This window comes from Bacillus sp. OV166, from assembly GCF_900177675.1.
In the GTDB taxonomy this organism is placed as follows: Bacteria; Bacillota; Bacilli; order Bacillales; family Cytobacillaceae; genus Neobacillus.
On sequence record NZ_FXWM01000001.1, the window covers coordinates 5,123,050 to 5,139,316 of the forward strand.

The window sequence follows — 16,267 nt, forward strand, 5'->3', positions numbered from 1 at the left end:
GAGTGCCCTCTTTAATGGTTTAATAATGCATCAATGTTAAAACATCATAACCATCAAGTTTTTTTCTACCTTCTAAATAACTTAACTCAACTAAGAAAGCAATCCCTGCAACCACACCGCCAAGTTGCTCCACTAATTGAATCGTCGCATCGATTGTACCGCCTGTAGCCAACAAATCATCCGTGATTAGGACACGTTGGCCTGGTTGGATGGCATCTTTATGGATGGTTAGAACATCTTTACCATATTCAAGCCCGTAACCAACTTTAATCGTTTCCCGTGGAAGTTTACCTTCTTTACGGACTGGGGCAAAGCCTATGCCTAAGGCATATGCAACCGGACAGCCAATAATAAATCCTCGGGCTTCAGGTCCGACAATCAGATCAATTTGTCTTTCTTTTGCATAAGCAACGATTTGGTCTGTTGCATATTTATAGGCCTCACCATCATTCATTAAAGGGGTGATATCTTTAAATTTAATTCCTTCTTTTGGCCAGTCAGGTACGATTGTAATAAATTCTTTTAAGTCCATTCTTCAATTGCCTCCTCAGTTTCAACCGACTCTTGAAAAACTTGATCGAACCAGGCTTTTAAATCCTGAAAGGATGAAAACAATAGTTCCCTTTCAAGTTCATATTGTGCTTGTTTTATTTTGTAGGTTCGAGAGTCAGTTAGGTCACGCTTTTGCGCTCCGGTGTTTAAAGTTATAAATCCATTGTTTATTGTAACAAAATCCAGGTCAGAAAACACCTTTGACATAAAGTTTATCGTTTCCTGCGACCAACCGCGATGCTTCGCGAGGTCACCCCCATGTCGCTTAAGATCAATCGGACCCTTTTTTAAAAGAAAAGCATAAAACCATTTAAAATGGTCACGGGTCGGGACAGTACTAAAGAAATCACTGGATTCTTTATAAAAATATGCATAAATCCTAGCTGGCTGTTTCCCTTTAAATAAAACCTTTAGGATTTCTTTTGATGAAGGAAAGTCAACTAGAACAATATTTGCCTTGTTCCCATCGAACGATTTTGCATCTTCCACATCTTTAATAAAAATGGTCTCATCGATCAAATTAGGGTTTATTTTTTCAAGGTGTTCTTGATTAAAAATAATAAACTTCCTGTTATCAGCAGGGACAGCATTTGAAAGGCTGTTGATCCGCTTTTGTCCGCGATAGTCAAATAATTGCCATGACTCCACGGCAATATCGTGGATGAAAATTTGTGGTTTACGCATATTGTTCCATTCATTAACAGATAATTCTCCAATTAACGAAATTTTTGATGCAGGTGAGATATGATCCACTAAGGGTCCTAAACCAAAGCCTACCCCATCCAGATTAGCACCACTTTCATTCACTAATACCTTTAAGTGGTTTTGCTCACTGCCAATTTTTCTGATATTTGTAATATCGACATTGTTGATTAAAACCTTGGGTTTGGGGTTGTCCATTCCAAAAGGAGCAAGTAGACTCATTTCATCTAATGAAGATAGATTTACATGTTGAAGTTTAATTTCCTCATCGAGATATGTTACTGGAATTAAATCTTCATGAGTCAGTTGAGCATCTGCCAGTAAATTTAACCTTGTGCGGAGTTCCGCAACATTCTCTAGGTTTAAGGTCATCCCTGCTGCCATGGGGTGACCTCCAAAGTGCGGCAAAATATCACGGCAGGTTGATAAATTTTTAAATAGGTCAAAACCTGCAATACTGCGGGCCGAACCCTTTGCCACTCCCTTATCCGGGTCAAAATTCAGTACAATCGTTGGCCGGTAATACTTTTCAACGAGTCTTGAGGCAACAATTCCGATGACTCCGGCATTCCAACCTTCCTTACCGATGACTAGAACTTTATTAGACTCGATCGGGAAATTCTTTTCAACCTCTTCCATCGCCTCAGTCGTAATCGAATTAACAATCGACTGTCTTGACTTATTGAGAGCATCCATTTCTGATGCAAGGCTTTCTGCTTCAAATGGATCATTGGTTAAGATCAGCTGAACAGCTAAGTCAGCATCTTCTAAACGCCCCACGGCATTAATCCTTGGCGCGAGGGTAAAGCCAATTGTTTCTTCATTTATCGACATGGGATCGACCCCTGCCAGCTTTAAAATGGCTCTAAGGCCAATATTATTCGTTGTTTTTAGTTTTTCAAGTCCTTTTTTGGCGATCAGGCGATTCTCATCTTTTAACGAGACTAAATCAGCAATCGTCCCAATCACAGCTATTTCTAACAAATGCTCTGGAACCTCTCCATAAAGGGCATGGGCAAGTTTAAAGGCTACACCCACTCCTGCCAGTTCTCGAAACGGATAGGTACTATCAGGAAGTTTGGGATGAATGATCGCAAGTGCCTCAGGTAATACCGGCCCAGGCTCATGGTGATCGGTAATGATGAGATCCATGCCTAGCTCTTTTGCAACGGATGCCTCATAGGTAGCTGATATTCCAGTATCCACAGTAATAATTAAATTTATTCCATTTTCCGCTGCACTCCGGAATGCGGCCTCATTCGGGCCATATCCTTCAGTGAAACGATTAGGGATGTAAAATTGAACATTTGCACCAAGGTCACGAAGCGTGATCATTAAAACTGATGTGCTGCTTACTCCATCAGCGTCATAATCGCCGAAAATGAGGATCGGCTCTTGGTTTTCGATGGCTTCACGAATTCTCGTAACTGCAATATCCATCCCTGTTAAGAGAAAGGGATCGTGGAATTCTTCCTTTCCAAATAAAAAATACCGTGCAGACTCAACGGTATTAAAGCCACGGTTGACAAGCAGTGAAGCGACAAGAGGCGTTATTTTCAATTCAGTTTCTAGCTTATTGATCAGTTGTTCATCGGATTTCCGAACAATCCATCTCGTTTTCGAACTTAACATGTGTATGTTCACCCCTCAGACCTTCTTATTATACAGGAGTGGAATACAGGATTCAATAAAAGAAAAGCGGAGGCGCCCGGTTAGCGACGTATGGACTGGAGCGCTCTGACTGAGATAAAGGAAACACGAAGAGCGTAAGCGATTCGATGTTGACTTATCGTAGGGAAGAGAGCGAAGTTCACTAGTCGCTGGGCGCCGGAGCTAGACAAAAGAAAAACCGCAGGATATCTGCGGTTTTCAACTAAATTTATACTTGTGGTTGATCAGAATACTTTCTTTTCTCTTTTACCGTTTTAATAACGCCCTTCTTCTTCAACTCTTTACATTTCAATACATACCATAAAGAACCTGCGACAAAGACGGAGGAATATACCCCAATAATTAATCCAACGAATAAAGCGATAGAGAAATTGCGAATTGCTGGGCTTCCAAAAATCATTAAGCATACTGTCGTAATGAGGACTGTTAAAACGGTGTTAAACGACCGTGTTAAAGTTTGGCGAATACTAACATTTACCACTTCAGCAATATCCTGAACCGTTTTAAGCCGTTTTTTCTTTTGCATATTCTCGCGGACCCTATCGAAAGTAACAATCGTATCATGGTTTGAGTAACCAATAATGGTCAAAATTGCGGCGATAAAGTTTAAATCTACTTCAAGTCTTGTAATACTAAAAATAGCAATCATGAAAAATGCATCATGAAGGATGGCAGCAATCGCGGCGATAGCCATATATGCTTCAAACCGAATCGAAACGTAGAGAATGATACCAATTGATGCAATCAAGACTGCAAAAAAGGCATTTTTCGCTAGTTCTTTTCCAATCGTCGGAGAAACGGTGCTAACATTCGGCTCATAGCCAAATTGCTTTTTAAAATCTGCTTTTAAAGTTGAAATTTCATCTTTTGACAGTACCCCAATCATTCGGACGGCACCAATTTGCTTTTTATCACCAGAAATGACGACATCATCTGGAGTTAAATGAAGTTTGTTAAAAGCACTTTCCACCTGGGTAGTGGTTAAAGGTGTTCTTGATTGAACCTCTACACGTGTTCCGCTTGAAAAATCAATTCCTAAATTCATACGGAAAATAGCGAGAATGATTACACCGGCAACAAGGAGAACTCCGGATAGGATGAATACTTTATTCCTAAGTTTAACAAAATCAATTTTATCAAATCGAGTCGGAAGATCGATTGTATCTACATTATCGTTAATAGATTTAATTTGGGACTTGCGTACTGAAAACCAACCAGGTTTATTATTTAATAAACCGCTTTGGACCCATAGCCCTAGCAATAACCTTGCACCGTATACATTCGTGAGGAAGCTCATCAGGACACTCACTATTAACATTGTCGCAAACCCTTTTACTGAGCTTGTCCCGTAAAAGAATAAAACACAAGCTGTTAAGATTGTTGTTAAGTTGGCGTCAAGAATAGCTGTAAAGGCATGCTGCTCACCAGCTTGGAACGCTGATTTAATGCTTCTACCTACCTTTAGTTCTTCTCTAATCCGTTCATAAGTAATAATGTTGGCGTCGACGGCCATACCGATTCCGAGAATAATCGCGGCAATTCCCGGCAAGGTCAGAACCCCATTCATCCAATCAAAAATTAATAAGACGAGAAATATATAAATTGATAACGTAACAGTAGCAATGAAACCTGGAAAACGGTAATAGAAAAGCATGAAAAGATATATGATTACAACACCAATGATCCCAGCTAAGACCGTATCATGTAATGCTTGTTCCCCGAACTTAGCTCCGACGGAAGTTGAGTACACCTCTTTTAACTTAACCGGTAAGGAGCCTGCATTTAAAAGCGAAGCCAAGGTTTGAGATTCTTTTGCAGTAAAACTGCCAACAATCGAAACTGTATTTTGATTAAATATTTGCTTTACTGTTGGGGCTGATAAAAATTTAGGGTTCTCTTTTGTTACTTCCTCTTTAAATGAGTCTTTTCCTTCTTCAAAATCCAGCCAAATAACAAGAACATTGTTTGGTGCCATTTTCATAATTTCTTCGGACACCTTGCGGAATTTATCGGCACTTTTTAATGTTAAAGAAACGCTTGGTGCACCATTTTCATCAAAAGTTTGCTTAGCTCCGCCTTGTTTTAGGTCAGAACCATCCATCATCAGACGGTCATTAGCATCACGGAAGGTTAGATTTGCTTGAGTAGATAAGATTTCGCGAGCTTTATTCTGGTCTGTTACCCCAGCAAGCTGCACACGAATCCGGTTCTTTCCTTCAATTTGAATACTAGGTTCACTTACCCCAAGGACATTGATCCGCTTGTCGAGTGCCTCAGCGGTGCTAGCCAAAACCTCTTTGTCAATTTTTTGACCTTTTTTCGCTTCCTTAACATCGTACAAAACTTCAAATCCACCTTGAAGGTCTAGTCCTAGCTTCATATTGTTTAAGATGTTCTTTGTTGTTGCTCCCATTGTGCTTCCTATAATTAGAACGACAAGAAAAAAAGCAACAATTCTACTGCGCTTTACCATTATGTATTGTTCCTCCTTAGTGCATGTGCATTAGCACTGTTCCGTATAATCCTTATATAAATTACCAAAAAGTCACTTCCTTCATTATGAAAGAAGTTAGATTGGCTGTCAATTTACAATAATATGAATTCATAAGGCATTTTCATTTTAAAAGCTCTTTCAATTCATCTTCATTATCAAATGAGAATTCGGTCGTTTTATATGCCTCAATCGTCGTGAAGCTGAGATAATCGCTCGCCTTAACAGACAGGATTTCTTGGATAATTTCGTACAGTTTCATTTCTTCCTTTACCTTTTTCCACTTTTTCTTAATTAAAAAATCCCAAAGTTCCTTCTCCGTTACAGAATCAATCCCTAGCAATTGAAACTCCGTGAGTTTACTTGCTACTGCTGGTTGGACCTGGGTGCGAAAATGTTCGAATCTGTGACTATTATCCATTATGACTGCCTCCTTGGGAGCTCTCCCACCTGAATTGAACTTTTCAAAAAGCTTTTACTACTTGTCATGCTTTGTCCACCATTAGGCATATAGATAATTGTATATGAATTCTTCTTATTTGAGAAGGTGGGAATCCGCATGTCGAAGTTTTTAAAGGGGACTTTTATCCTATTAATCGCAGGTCTTGTTACAAGAGTCCTTGGTTTTATTAATCGGATTGTAATAGCAAGGAGTATTGGGGAAGAAGGTGTTGGCTTATACATGATGGCGTTTCCTACATTCATCCTTGTAGTGACGCTTACACAGTTAGGGCTCCCTGTTGCTATTTCAAAAAATGTCGCGGAGGCAGAAGCAAAAGGAAATTTTGCAGAAATTAAAAAAATTCTTGTTGTATCCTTAGCGACGACTATTTCTTTATCACTTATATTTACGCCAGCGCTAATCTTACTTGCACCCATTCTATCAAAAACATTGTTTACTGACCCAAGAACCTTTTATCCTTTAATTGCAATAGCTCCTGTGGTTCCAGTAATTGCGATTTCCTCTGTGCTTCGGGGCTACTTTCAAGGCAGACAAAACATGCGTCCCTCGGCAATCTCACAAATTTTAGAACAATTTGTGAGAATTTCTTTGATTGCTGTGATGACAAAAGCGTTCCTTCCTTATGGAATTGAATATGCCGCCGCAGCAGCAATGGTTTCCTCAGTAATCGGCGAACTTGTCTCACTCATCTACTTAATGACTGCCTTTAAATTAAAAAAACGTTTTAAGCTTAGGAAAAATTTCTTTCAATTTGTCCACAGCGGGAAACAAACCTTCAAAGAACTCATGGATATCGCTTTACCGACAATGGGGAGCAGAATGATTGGATCTGTGGCATGGTTCTTTGAACCAATAGTTGTCGTCCATAGCTTAGCCCTTGCTGGTGTCATCACTGTAGAAGCTACCAAACAATATGGTGCCTTAACTGGTTTTGCGATGCCCCTGTTAATGTTACCGTCTTTCATCACCTTTTCTTTAGCAACATCACTTGTGCCAGCGATTAGCGAAGCCAATACGCAGAACAACAAAAAATTGATTGAATACCGATTACAGCAAGCATTACGCTTTGCCTTTTTATCGGGTGGACTGGCCGTTGTCGTTCTATATGTGCTGGCTAACCCATTGATGGAACTCATGTATGGCTCAGCGAAGGGCTCTTATTTTATTAGATTGATGGCTCCCTTCTTTTTATTCTATTACTATCAAGGACCGTTACAAGCTGTGTTACAAGCATTGAATCTTGCACGAGCAGCGATGATTAATAGTCTTATTGGTGCCATCGTTAAGACAGCTGTGATTTTTTTACTGGCTTCGCAAGCCTCATTTGGAATTAACGGGGTGGCATTAGGAATTATCGTTGGCTTTGTATTAGTCACTGTTCTTCATTTTGCAACGGTGTTAAAAAAGATTTCCTTCTCATTTTACGTTCGCGATTATCTGAAGGGATTTCTAGTCATGGGAGTTACAGGCTGGTTAGGCTATTGGTTATTTGAGAACACCTTCCTAACTGAACCGTTAACCATTAAAGTTATATTTTCGTTAATGGCCATGTCCATTTCCTATTTGGTCATGATTATTTTGTTAGGGCTTATTAAAAAGGAAGAGCTAAAACGTATTCCCTGGCTTCGAAACTTGTTTGCCTAATTACTTTCTTTACAAATAAGACACGCATTCTTAGCGTGTCTTTTGTTCATTCATCTTGTAGATCAATAAAGAATTTCCCATTTTCATAACTGCAAAAAGAAATCTTCTTCACATCGCGATAGCCCTGTTTTTTCAATTCCTGCCGAAGCCAGAGATTTGTTTTGTTAATTCTTTTCAAATTTTCTTCTTCAATGTTTCCATCTAGGATTAAAGGGATGGTTATATCGCCTAGCTCAGGTTCATTATTATTATTCTTTAATTTTTCAATGACGGACAAACTTCCAGAGGATTCTAATATCGCAAATTCCACGTCAGCAATACTGCGAATGTTCTTTTCTCGAAGCTGGGTCATTAAATCATCAAAATTGTACCGCTGCTTCCGCATTGCGTTCTCATCTATTTTCCCCCTATTAATAATAATGCTTGGCTGCCCATCAATCAGATTACGAAATTTTTTACTTTTCAACGAAAAAATCGCTAAGGTAATTTGAATCAGCATGAGCAACACCATTGGAACCAACGTATGGAACAAAGGTGTATGAACTCTTTCGATGGCCACAACTGCCATCTCACCAATCATAATAAAAACAACTAGATCTAAAATGCTTAATTCCCCAATTTCCCTTTTCCCCATGACTCGAAAAATGACTAGGATAACTGCATATAATAAAAGCGTTCGAAATACAATCGTTAAATAATCCTCCACAACCGTCGCCCCTTTTTTTACGTTCAACGATATTGTTTGCCGAAATGGATAAAAAATTAGCGGAATAAAATACCAGCCCACTCTTCATAGCAGAAAATTAAAGAAAATATATTCTACTTTTCTCCTTTTACGAATACGCTTGTACTAGGAAAGAAACATGTATCTAGGGTCTGGCAGTACTGATTTTTAAGGATAATTTGCCAGCCTGAAGGCAACTGAAGGGGGAGAGTTAAAATAGAACCGAAAAGCTTTCGTGTTTCCATTTTGTACGGATTAATTTTTATTCTTGTTTTTGCCGTGATATGCAGCATTATTTTTGCTTTTATTCTCAAGTTTACGTCTGCACGTGAAGTATCACTACAATATGTCATCACGGCATTATCATTCATCGGGCTATTCGGAGGCGGTTTTCTATCTGGCGGGAAAAGAAAAGAAAAGGGTTGGCTTATTGGCGGACTAACTGGGCTTATCTACTCGATCGTTGTTTTTTTATTCCAATACTTAGGATATGATCGCCTATTTAACGCCGAACAAGTAATTTATCATACTTGCTATACCTTAATTGCGATGATGGGTGGAATTTTAGGGGTAAACATTTCTACCAACAATTCACGGAGATCCGCTTAGCATCGAAAAGCGGAAGCGCTGGAGCTAGACAATTAAAAAAGGAAGCCATACAGGACGGCTTCCTTTTCGTTTGTTCCTATTTCGTTAGATTGACGCTTCCTTCACTTGCATCCGCAGTGACTTCGCGAATGGCATTACGGTCAAATGTAAGACGGCTTCCGTCACCACATTTAATTACGGCTTTATTCTCATCAATTGAATCTATAAAACCATGTAATCCACCAATCGTGACTACTTTATCACCCTTTTTTAAATCACTTTGCATTCTCTGTACCGCTTTCTGGCGCTTTTGCTGCGGGCGAATTAATAGGAAATAAAATAACACAAACATTAATATTAATGGAACTATGGTACCAATTCCTCCTGACATCTTGTTTCCCTCCTTTCAAAAATCATCTATTAGAAATTTTTCGCATTCGGTTTGTTAAAACCATACTGCTCAAAAAATTCTTCTCTAAAATCACCAAGCCGGTCTTCCATGATGGCTTGTCTGACTTTCTCCATTAATCTTAACAGAAAATAGAGATTATGGTAAGACGTTAAACGAATTCCAAATGTTTCGTCACATTTAATTAAGTGACGAATGTATGCACGGCTATAATTTCGGCAGGTATAGCAATCGCAATTTTCATCCAGCGGGCCAAAATCTCTTGTAAATTGTGCATTTTTTACAACAAGGCGGCCAGTGCTTGTCATCAATGTACCATTTCTGGCAATTCGTGTAGGCAGCACGCAGTCGAACATATCAATTCCGCGGATTGAGCCATCAATTAATGAATCAGGTGATCCTACACCCATTAAATACCTTGGTTTATTTGTAGGTAAAAGTGGTGTCGTGTGTTCAAGCATGCGATTCATAATGTCCTTTGGCTCACCCACTGACAAACCACCAACCGCATAGCCAGGGAAGTCTAACGAAACAAGATCTTTCGCACTCTGCTTGCGAAGCTCCTCATATTCTCCCCCTTGGACGATCCCAAATAAGCCTTGGTCATTGGGGCGGCCATGTGCATTTAAACAGCGCTCCGCCCATCGTGATGTTCTTTCGACAGACTTCTGCATATACTCATATGTTGCCGGGTATGGTGGGCATTCATCAAAGGCCATCATAATATCAGAACCAAGGGCATTTTGAATTTCCATCGCCTTTTCTGGTGATAAAAATAATTTTTCACCACTCATATGGTTACGGAAATGGACTCCCTCTTCTTCGATTTTACGGAATTCACTTAAACTAAAAACCTGGAATCCGCCCGAATCTGTAAGGATGGCTCGGTCCCAGTTCATAAATTTATGTAGTCCGCCTGCTTCTCTGATGATTTCATGTCCCGGCCTTAGCCACAGGTGATAGGTATTACTTAAAATGATCCCCGCTCCCATTTCTTTTAAATCTTCAGGAGACATTGTTTTCACAGTTGCCAGCGTTCCTACCGGCATAAATGCAGGGGTATCAAACGAACCGTGCGGGGTATGGACTCTGCCAAGCCTGGCCCCTGTTTGTTTACATGTCTTGATTAATTCATAACGAATCGCAGTCAAATTTTTTTCTCCTTCCTTGTACCTCTTAGATGATGAACATTGCATCGCCAAAGCTAAAAAAACGATACCGCTCTATAACGGCAGTTTGATAAGCATGTAAAACATGTTCTCTGCCTGCTAACGCACTGACGAGCATAATCAGGGTTGATTTTGGCAAATGAAAGTTCGTAATCATGCCATCGATTGCTTTAAATTCGTACCCTGGGTAAATAAAAATATTGGTCCAGCCGCTGCCCTCGATAAAACGTCCATCATTAGCGGAGGCAATTGTTTCAAGGGTTCGTGTTGAGGTAGTTCCAACGGTAATAATTCTGCCCCCATTGCTGCGTACCTCGTTAAGCAGACGTGCTGTCCCCTCTGTGACGATATAAAATTCGGAGTGCATATCGTGTTCCAATACATCATCTACACTTACAGGACGGAAGGTTCCGAGCCCTACATGAAGGGTAATAAAGGCGATATGAACACCTTTTTCTTTAATCTCTTCTAATAAGCTGTCTGTAAAATGAAGCCCTGCGGTTGGTGCCGCGGCTGAACCAGGTTCACGGGCAAACACGGTCTGATACCTATCCCGGTCCTCGAGCTGCTCTTTTATGTAGGGAGGAAGCGGCATTTCACCTAATTGGTCAAGGACCTCATAAAAAATACCCTCATATTTAAAATCTAATATTCTCCCGCCATGGTCCGAGGTCCCTGTGCAAACGGCCGTAAGAAGGCCATCACCGAAATCTATTTCCGTTCCTTCTTTTACTCTTTTTGCAGGTTTGATAAGTGTCTCCCATTGATCGCCTTCCAGCTGCTTCAAGAGTAAGACTTCGATTTTTGCACCTGTATCTTTTTTGACGCCAAAAAGACGTGCAGGAAGTACCTTGGTATCATTTAAAACAAGGCAATCTCCTTCACGCAAATAGTCGATAACATTTTTAAAAACTTCATGCTTTATTTCGCCTGATTCCTTATCTAGGACCATTAATCTGCTATCCGTCCGATTATGAAGCGGAACCTGTGCAATTAATTCCTCAGGCAAATGAAAATCAAACAAATCTACCTTCATATTATGACACCCTAATCTTTATTTAATAATCAATCAGTGGCAGGCGAATCCATCCCAAAATGGTGATAGACCAATGGGGTTACCACCCTGCCCCGTGGAGTTCTTTGCAAAAAGCCAATTTGTAATAAATAAGGTTCATACACATCTTCAATCGTTTCGGCTTCTTCCCCAATCGATGCGGCAATCGTATCAAGGCCGACAGGGCCGCCGCGGAATCTCTCGATAATTCCCTTCAGCAGTTTATGGTCGATATGGTCTAAACCAAGTCGATCTACTTGGAGGAGTTCGAGTGCTTCTCGTGCTAGGGCCAGCTCAATCGTCCCATTCCCTCTTACTTGGGCAAAATCTCTAACCCGGCGAAGAAGACGATTCGCAATTCTCGGCGTCCCTCTTGATCTCCTGGCTATTTCTGATGCTGAGAGGTCATCGATTTCGGTACCGAACACTTCCGCTGTTCGCAGAACAATATTTTTTAATTGATCTTCCTTATAATACTCGAGTCGGCTTAAAACTCCAAACCGGTCTCTTAAAGGAGCTGATAGAGAGCCTGCCCTCGTTGTCGCTCCAACAAGCGTAAAGGGTGGGAGGTCGAGGCGGACTGATCTCGCACTTGGGCCTTTACCAATGACAATATCAAGACAAAAATCTTCCATCGCTGGGTAAAGTACCTCTTCAATCGTCCTTTGCAGGCGATGAATTTCATCAATAAATAAAACGTCCCCAGGTTCGAGTGCGGTAAGAATCGCAGCTAAATCACCAGGCCTTTCAATCGCAGGTCCTGAAGTGGTGCGGATGTTCACGCCCATTTCATTGGCGATAATGACAGCGAGTGTTGTTTTCCCTAATCCGGGCGGACCATAAAGGAGCACATGGTCTAACGTTTCCTTACGCATTTTTGCTGCCTTAATATAAATATCAAGATTTTCCTTTACTTGATCCTGTCCGATGTATTGTCTTAAGGTTTGCGGCCTAAGGCTTTGTTCTATGCTGATTTCACTCTCATTGACTTCACTCGAAATAATTCGGTCATCCATGAATCATCACCTATTTTAAAAGCCGCTGAAGGGCTTTCTTAATGTATTGGTCCGTTGACATTTGTTCCTTTCTTAACTCAGGTGAAATCTTTTTGATTTCTTTTTCGGAATACCCCAATGCTTTCAGAGCAAGAATTGCTTCTTCCAAGTTCGAGTTGTTTGCTTGTGTATGTAAGTGAAGTTGGTCGGTATTAAATAAATTGGGGAAATAGTCGGGAACGATATCCTGCAATTTTCCTTTTAGGTCCAATATCATTTGCCGGGCTGTTTTTTTGCCAACCCCCGGGAATTTGACTAGGAAGCTTTCATCTTCGTTTTCAACGGCGGTAACCACCTGTTGTACTTCACCGGAAGCAAGGATGGCCAACGCCCCTTTTGGACCGATTCCTGATACATTTAGTAATTTTGTAAAAAGCTTTTTCTCTTCTCTTGTTTCGAAACCGTACAGGGCCATTACATCCTCACGAACGTAGTGGTAGGTATAGACGGTTACCATTGTTTCCATTTTACTAGCATAAATAAACGGATTGGGTGTAGATATTTGATAGCCAATGCCGCTGTTCTCGACAACTATATATTCTGGTCCGACAAAATCGACGGTCCCTTTTATAAATTCGTACACTACATTCTCTCCCCTAGTTTTTCACTGTATTTCATTCTATCATACAATTTTAGGTTAGTTGTAGAAAATAGGCTGGTAGACGAAACATCAAACTATTCGGAATTCGGGATTCGCTCATTGAACGACGAAATTCGCTCATAATACCTCAAAATTCGCCCATTGGACTGCGGAATTCGCCCATTAAACTCTATTTTCCGCTAATAAATCATTAAGATTCACAAAATTACGACTCGAACAAGGAGAATTCAAAAAAAAACCAGGCTGAAGTGGCGGCATCAGTCTGATTCGGTGATATTACTATTCTTTTTTTAAAGAATAAGGCTTAAATGTCTCTAAAACTTCAACATATCGATCTTTTGTTTTGATTGGTATGCCTTGAAGAAGTTCTTCTTGCTTCGTACTTTCCAACTTCTTAATATCTATTTGAAAAAATGATTGAATAATTCTCAATTGGTCCGGTCTTCCATTAAAAATGCTCAATACATTATCTTCTGTTATCCCAAAAAATCCATTTGCTTTAAGCAATGGTGATATGTCATTGACCTGTTTCCGAAATACCATTGTCGATTCATCGATATCAGTCAGCTGCCATTGGTCATATTTTGCCCAGAAATTCTCGGCAGACCAGCAAGTCTCGTGGACTACTTCTTGACTTATTTCTCCATCTAAATAGACCTTTTCCAAAATAACGGTCATGTGTAAAGGTTCAGTCTTTTTCTGGGTATCATTTTGTGAAGCAGCGGCGATAATGGTCATTCCTTTGGCATTAAAAATAAACATGAAGAGAAGAACAGCGAATCCGGCGAGACTATACCGATACCATGCCATCCACTTAAACCTCATGCTACTCACCTCTTATTGTTAAAAATTGAACAATCTATCCAGTACTAGTTTAGCCTTATTTTGCCTTTTTATCCTTCATTCAATATTAAAAGGGCAAAGCTCGTAAGCTTTGCCCTCTACCGCGGAAGGAATTACCTTCCGCCCTTTTCGCGCTGACTATCTTTGTTGAAATTGCGGTCGCGGCCAAGGGTTCCTTCATCGGTTATGACCTTTACCGTTCTTCCGTTTGCATAGGGCCTCACAGCTCTTTTAATTGCACTTTTTGTAGCAGAGGCTTTATCTTGATCATTTAACACCACTGAAACAATGACAGTATTTCCATAAGCGACGGATCTTACGGTCTGTACATTTGGAATCGCTTCTACTTTGTTTCTGACTTTATTAGTAAAATTATCCTGGAAGTCAGGGTCCGTAACAACCCCGGCATTTCCATTTTTTACATTCAGATGACCGTGATAGTTCATATCGCTTGTACTAAAACGATTATCGCGTTGGAAAAAATTACGGTCTTTGGAAGCTAAAGGTGATGATGGATTCTTTGGATTTCCATTTTCGTCTCTTAATTGAAGCTGCCTTCTTCTGTTTTCATTTGTAACTTGATCCTCATCCCCAAGAGAATGGTCCATCATTTCCGTTATTGCCCCGTCATCATCTCTAAATAAATCGTTATCTGAAGTTGGGTGGTTTTCATTGGAATAATATCCAACCGGCCTTAACGAGTTCTTGTTAACACCCGCACGATTATTATCATTTGCACATCCAGCCAGCCCCAACATCAATGCGGCTGAAAGAGGAATCATCCACTGCTTCTTGTTCAAGCGAAAAACCCCCTCCATTAACATCCTGAGCATGAGCTTAACATGCTCATTAATAGGGTGTTATTTTCGGGGGGATTTCATTCAGACGGAAAATTCCAAAGCTGCTCAGTCCAATAACTCCTTTAAGTGGTCAATAAACTTTTTTCTTGCATAAAACTGACTAATGGTTAAGTCCATTACCTGTTTATATTTTGTATGATCTGTGTACGATTTTTCACGGATCATTCGATTCCATTCCCGAAAAATATCAGCGGGATAGGCTAAGGCAAATATAAAAGCCTCTTCGTGTAAGTATTTCTTAATTTGTTTAAGGCTCGACAGTCTTTCAAATGACCAATCGATAAAAGGCAAAATCCGGTTTGCATATTGTAAATAATCAAATGATGCGGGTCCGATACTAATTAAATCGAAATCAATGAGATGTAACTGCCCCTCTGTATCCCTTAAAAAGTTATGATTGGCTACATCCCCATGCAATATGACGGTTGGTTCTTTTTGAAAAAAAACACGATTATTTTCCATACCTTCAAGTGACCAGTTTGCCCAAGACAACATTTCCGAGATGAAGGGTTCATTGATAAAATACCCAAGATAGGGAAGATTATTGGAGAAAACATTTAACCTTTCAGTCCATTTTTCAATAAGGTGCCCTTTTGGCAGTAAGGTTCGATAGCGTGATTCAAACGAAGCTGTGGTTTGGTGAAATTGCTCTAATAACTCCATTCCTTCTTGGCGATTTTTATGAGTATGAAAAGAAAATACGTTTTTATTCGGCGGAATGTACTCCATGCATCCGAAGTAAGTTCCCTCAAAAAAAAGCTGGTCTCTCACTGGGGATGTTAAAAACAAATATGTCTTTTTAAACCCTTCTTTTTTCAATGTTGCTGTAAAGGCTTCTTGGAGTCTAAGTCTACTGTTGGTATGATACCCTTTTATGACATAATCATTTTTATCTGTTCTTAAAAAAATAACGGATTTTCGAATCGGAATCATCTGAAGGATTCTATCATAGAACTGTGATTGAAAATAAGAGAGGAGACGATCAAAATAATCATCGTCTCCCTTTTTATTATTTGCTGTATTAAAGGCTCTCATCTTGGTAACCCGGCATACCGTAAGGACTTGTTCCAACCGGACCCATACCATATGGATTCATATAAGGAGGCTGTGCAGCATTAACAGGTCCTGTATATGGTGCGCTATAGATTGGCGGCGTAGGCGGTACAAAGTTCGGTGGCATGGCTGCCGGCTGCGGTGTGGCTTCTGGTCCAGGCATTCCAGCTGGTGAAGCTCCACAGCCGCAATCCCCCAGCGCTCCGGTTCCTACTGGTAACCCCTGCGTTGGATTTGGCTGCTGCATGAATGGACCTGGTCCCGCCATTTCTGGTGTTCCAAAGCCTGCAGGTGCACTCATTGGATCACCCATCTGCGGGTATCCGTATGGCATTTGGCCATATGGTGCGCCCATTCCATACGGATTAGCCATTGCTGGATTTCCGAA

General features: G+C 40.3%; 15 protein-coding genes. 2 read left to right on the forward strand and 13 right to left on the reverse strand.

Annotated elements, in window-relative coordinates:
• Positions 1-19 precede the first annotated feature (19 nt).
• The 4 genes from CCK98_RS25250 to CCK98_RS25265 form a co-directional block, all read right to left on the reverse strand.
• Positions 20-532 (reverse strand): adenine phosphoribosyltransferase, encoded by a 513-nt coding sequence (locus tag CCK98_RS25250; RefSeq protein ID WP_088089113.1) that lies wholly within the window; start codon positions 530-532, stop codon positions 20-22.
• Positions 523-2,886, reverse strand: coding sequence for a single-stranded-DNA-specific exonuclease RecJ (gene recJ / locus CCK98_RS25255; protein WP_088089114.1), 2,364 nt, complete (start codon positions 2,884-2,886; stop codon positions 523-525). Before recJ ends, CCK98_RS25250 begins: the two co-directional genes overlap by 10 nt.
• A 247-nt stretch (positions 2,887-3,133) precedes the next feature.
• On the reverse strand, positions 3,134-5,398 hold the full coding sequence (secDF, locus tag CCK98_RS25260) for a protein translocase subunit SecDF (protein WP_088089115.1): 2,265 nt from the start codon (positions 5,396-5,398) through the stop codon (positions 3,134-3,136).
• Positions 5,399-5,540: 142 nt separating this feature from the next.
• A complete protein-coding gene (locus tag CCK98_RS25265) occupies positions 5,541-5,837 on the reverse strand; it encodes a post-transcriptional regulator (RefSeq protein WP_088089116.1) in 297 nt (98 codons plus the stop codon).
• 138 nt (positions 5,838-5,975) lie between these two features.
• On the opposite strand from CCK98_RS25265, the gene spoVB reads away from it, so the two are divergent.
• Positions 5,976-7,523 carry a stage V sporulation protein B gene (gene spoVB / locus CCK98_RS25270; RefSeq protein ID WP_088089117.1) on the forward strand — a complete coding sequence of 516 codons (1,548 nt, stop codon included), beginning with the start codon at positions 5,976-5,978 and terminating at the stop codon, positions 7,521-7,523.
• Between the two features lie 46 nt (positions 7,524-7,569).
• On the opposite strand, the gene CCK98_RS25275 is transcribed toward spoVB, so the two are convergent.
• Complete coding sequence (locus tag CCK98_RS25275; protein WP_088089118.1) at positions 7,570-8,229, reverse strand: DUF421 domain-containing protein; 660 nt, start codon at positions 8,227-8,229, stop codon at positions 7,570-7,572.
• A 264-nt stretch (positions 8,230-8,493) separates the two neighbouring features.
• Between CCK98_RS25275 and CCK98_RS25280 the strand changes: the two genes are divergently transcribed.
• On the forward strand, positions 8,494-8,856 hold the full coding sequence (locus tag CCK98_RS25280) for a TIGR04086 family membrane protein (protein ID WP_088089119.1): 363 nt from the start codon (positions 8,494-8,496) through the stop codon (positions 8,854-8,856).
• Between the two features lie 76 nt (positions 8,857-8,932).
• Here CCK98_RS25280 and yajC read toward each other — a convergent pair whose 3' ends face one another.
• The 8 genes from yajC to CCK98_RS25320 all read right to left on the reverse strand — a co-directional run bounded on the left by yajC (position 8,933) and on the right by CCK98_RS25320 (position 15,861).
• Entirely contained in the window at positions 8,933-9,226 is a 294-nt protein-coding gene (gene yajC / locus CCK98_RS25285) for a preprotein translocase subunit YajC (RefSeq protein ID WP_088089120.1), read from the reverse strand.
• 29 nt (positions 9,227-9,255) lie between these two features.
• Positions 9,256-10,395, reverse strand: coding sequence for a tRNA guanosine(34) transglycosylase Tgt (gene tgt / locus CCK98_RS25290; RefSeq protein ID WP_088089121.1), 1,140 nt, complete (start codon positions 10,393-10,395; stop codon positions 9,256-9,258).
• A gap of 25 nt (positions 10,396-10,420) precedes the next feature.
• Positions 10,421-11,449, reverse strand: coding sequence for a tRNA preQ1(34) S-adenosylmethionine ribosyltransferase-isomerase QueA (gene queA / locus CCK98_RS25295; protein WP_088089122.1), 1,029 nt, complete (start codon positions 11,447-11,449; stop codon positions 10,421-10,423).
• A 29-nt stretch (positions 11,450-11,478) separates the two neighbouring features.
• A complete protein-coding gene (gene ruvB / locus CCK98_RS25300) occupies positions 11,479-12,483 on the reverse strand; it encodes a Holliday junction branch migration DNA helicase RuvB (protein ID WP_088089123.1) in 1,005 nt (334 codons plus the stop codon).
• Positions 12,484-12,493: 10 nt separating this feature from the next.
• Positions 12,494-13,105: a Holliday junction branch migration protein RuvA gene (gene ruvA, locus CCK98_RS25305; RefSeq protein WP_088089124.1), complete on the reverse strand. Its 612-nt coding sequence runs from the start codon at positions 13,103-13,105 to the stop codon at positions 12,494-12,496.
• A gap of 297 nt (positions 13,106-13,402) precedes the next feature.
• Complete coding sequence (locus tag CCK98_RS25310; RefSeq protein WP_088089125.1) at positions 13,403-13,948, reverse strand: intercompartmental signaling factor BofC; 546 nt, start codon at positions 13,946-13,948, stop codon at positions 13,403-13,405.
• A gap of 131 nt (positions 13,949-14,079) precedes the next feature.
• The gene (locus CCK98_RS25315; RefSeq protein WP_179195924.1) at positions 14,080-14,766 is read right to left on the reverse strand and encodes a YhcN/YlaJ family sporulation lipoprotein; all 687 of its coding nucleotides are present in this window, start codon (positions 14,764-14,766) and stop codon (positions 14,080-14,082) included.
• A 105-nt stretch (positions 14,767-14,871) separates the two neighbouring features.
• Positions 14,872-15,861 carry a phosphotransferase gene (locus CCK98_RS25320; RefSeq protein WP_088089127.1) on the reverse strand — a complete coding sequence of 330 codons (990 nt, stop codon included), beginning with the start codon at positions 15,859-15,861 and terminating at the stop codon, positions 14,872-14,874.
• Positions 15,862-16,267: the final 406 nt, after the last annotated feature.

Coding starts and splice junctions, on each gene's coding strand:
- CCK98_RS25265 (WP_088089116.1), bottom strand. CDS start 5,837: ATGGATAATAGTCACAGATTCGAACATTTTCGCACCCAGGTCCAACCA.
- recJ (WP_088089114.1), bottom strand. CDS start 2,886: ATGTTAAGTTCGAAAACGAGATGGATTGTTCGGAAATCCGATGAACAA.
- CCK98_RS25320 (WP_088089127.1), bottom strand. CDS start 15,861: ATGAGAGCCTTTAATACAGCAAATAATAAAAAGGGAGACGATGATTAT.
- queA (WP_088089122.1), bottom strand. CDS start 11,449: ATGAAGGTAGATTTGTTTGATTTTCATTTGCCTGAGGAATTAATTGCA.
- ruvB (WP_088089123.1), bottom strand. CDS start 12,483: ATGGATGACCGAATTATTTCGAGTGAAGTCAATGAGAGTGAAATCAGC.
- CCK98_RS25310 (WP_088089125.1), bottom strand. CDS start 13,948: ATGAGGTTTAAGTGGATGGCATGGTATCGGTATAGTCTCGCCGGATTC.
- yajC (WP_088089120.1), bottom strand. CDS start 9,226: ATGTCAGGAGGAATTGGTACCATAGTTCCATTAATATTAATGTTTGTG.
- secDF (WP_088089115.1), bottom strand. CDS start 5,398: ATGGTAAAGCGCAGTAGAATTGTTGCTTTTTTTCTTGTCGTTCTAATT.
- CCK98_RS25250 (WP_088089113.1), bottom strand. CDS start 532: ATGGACTTAAAAGAATTTATTACAATCGTACCTGACTGGCCAAAAGAA.
- spoVB (WP_088089117.1), top strand. CDS start 5,976: ATGTCGAAGTTTTTAAAGGGGACTTTTATCCTATTAATCGCAGGTCTT.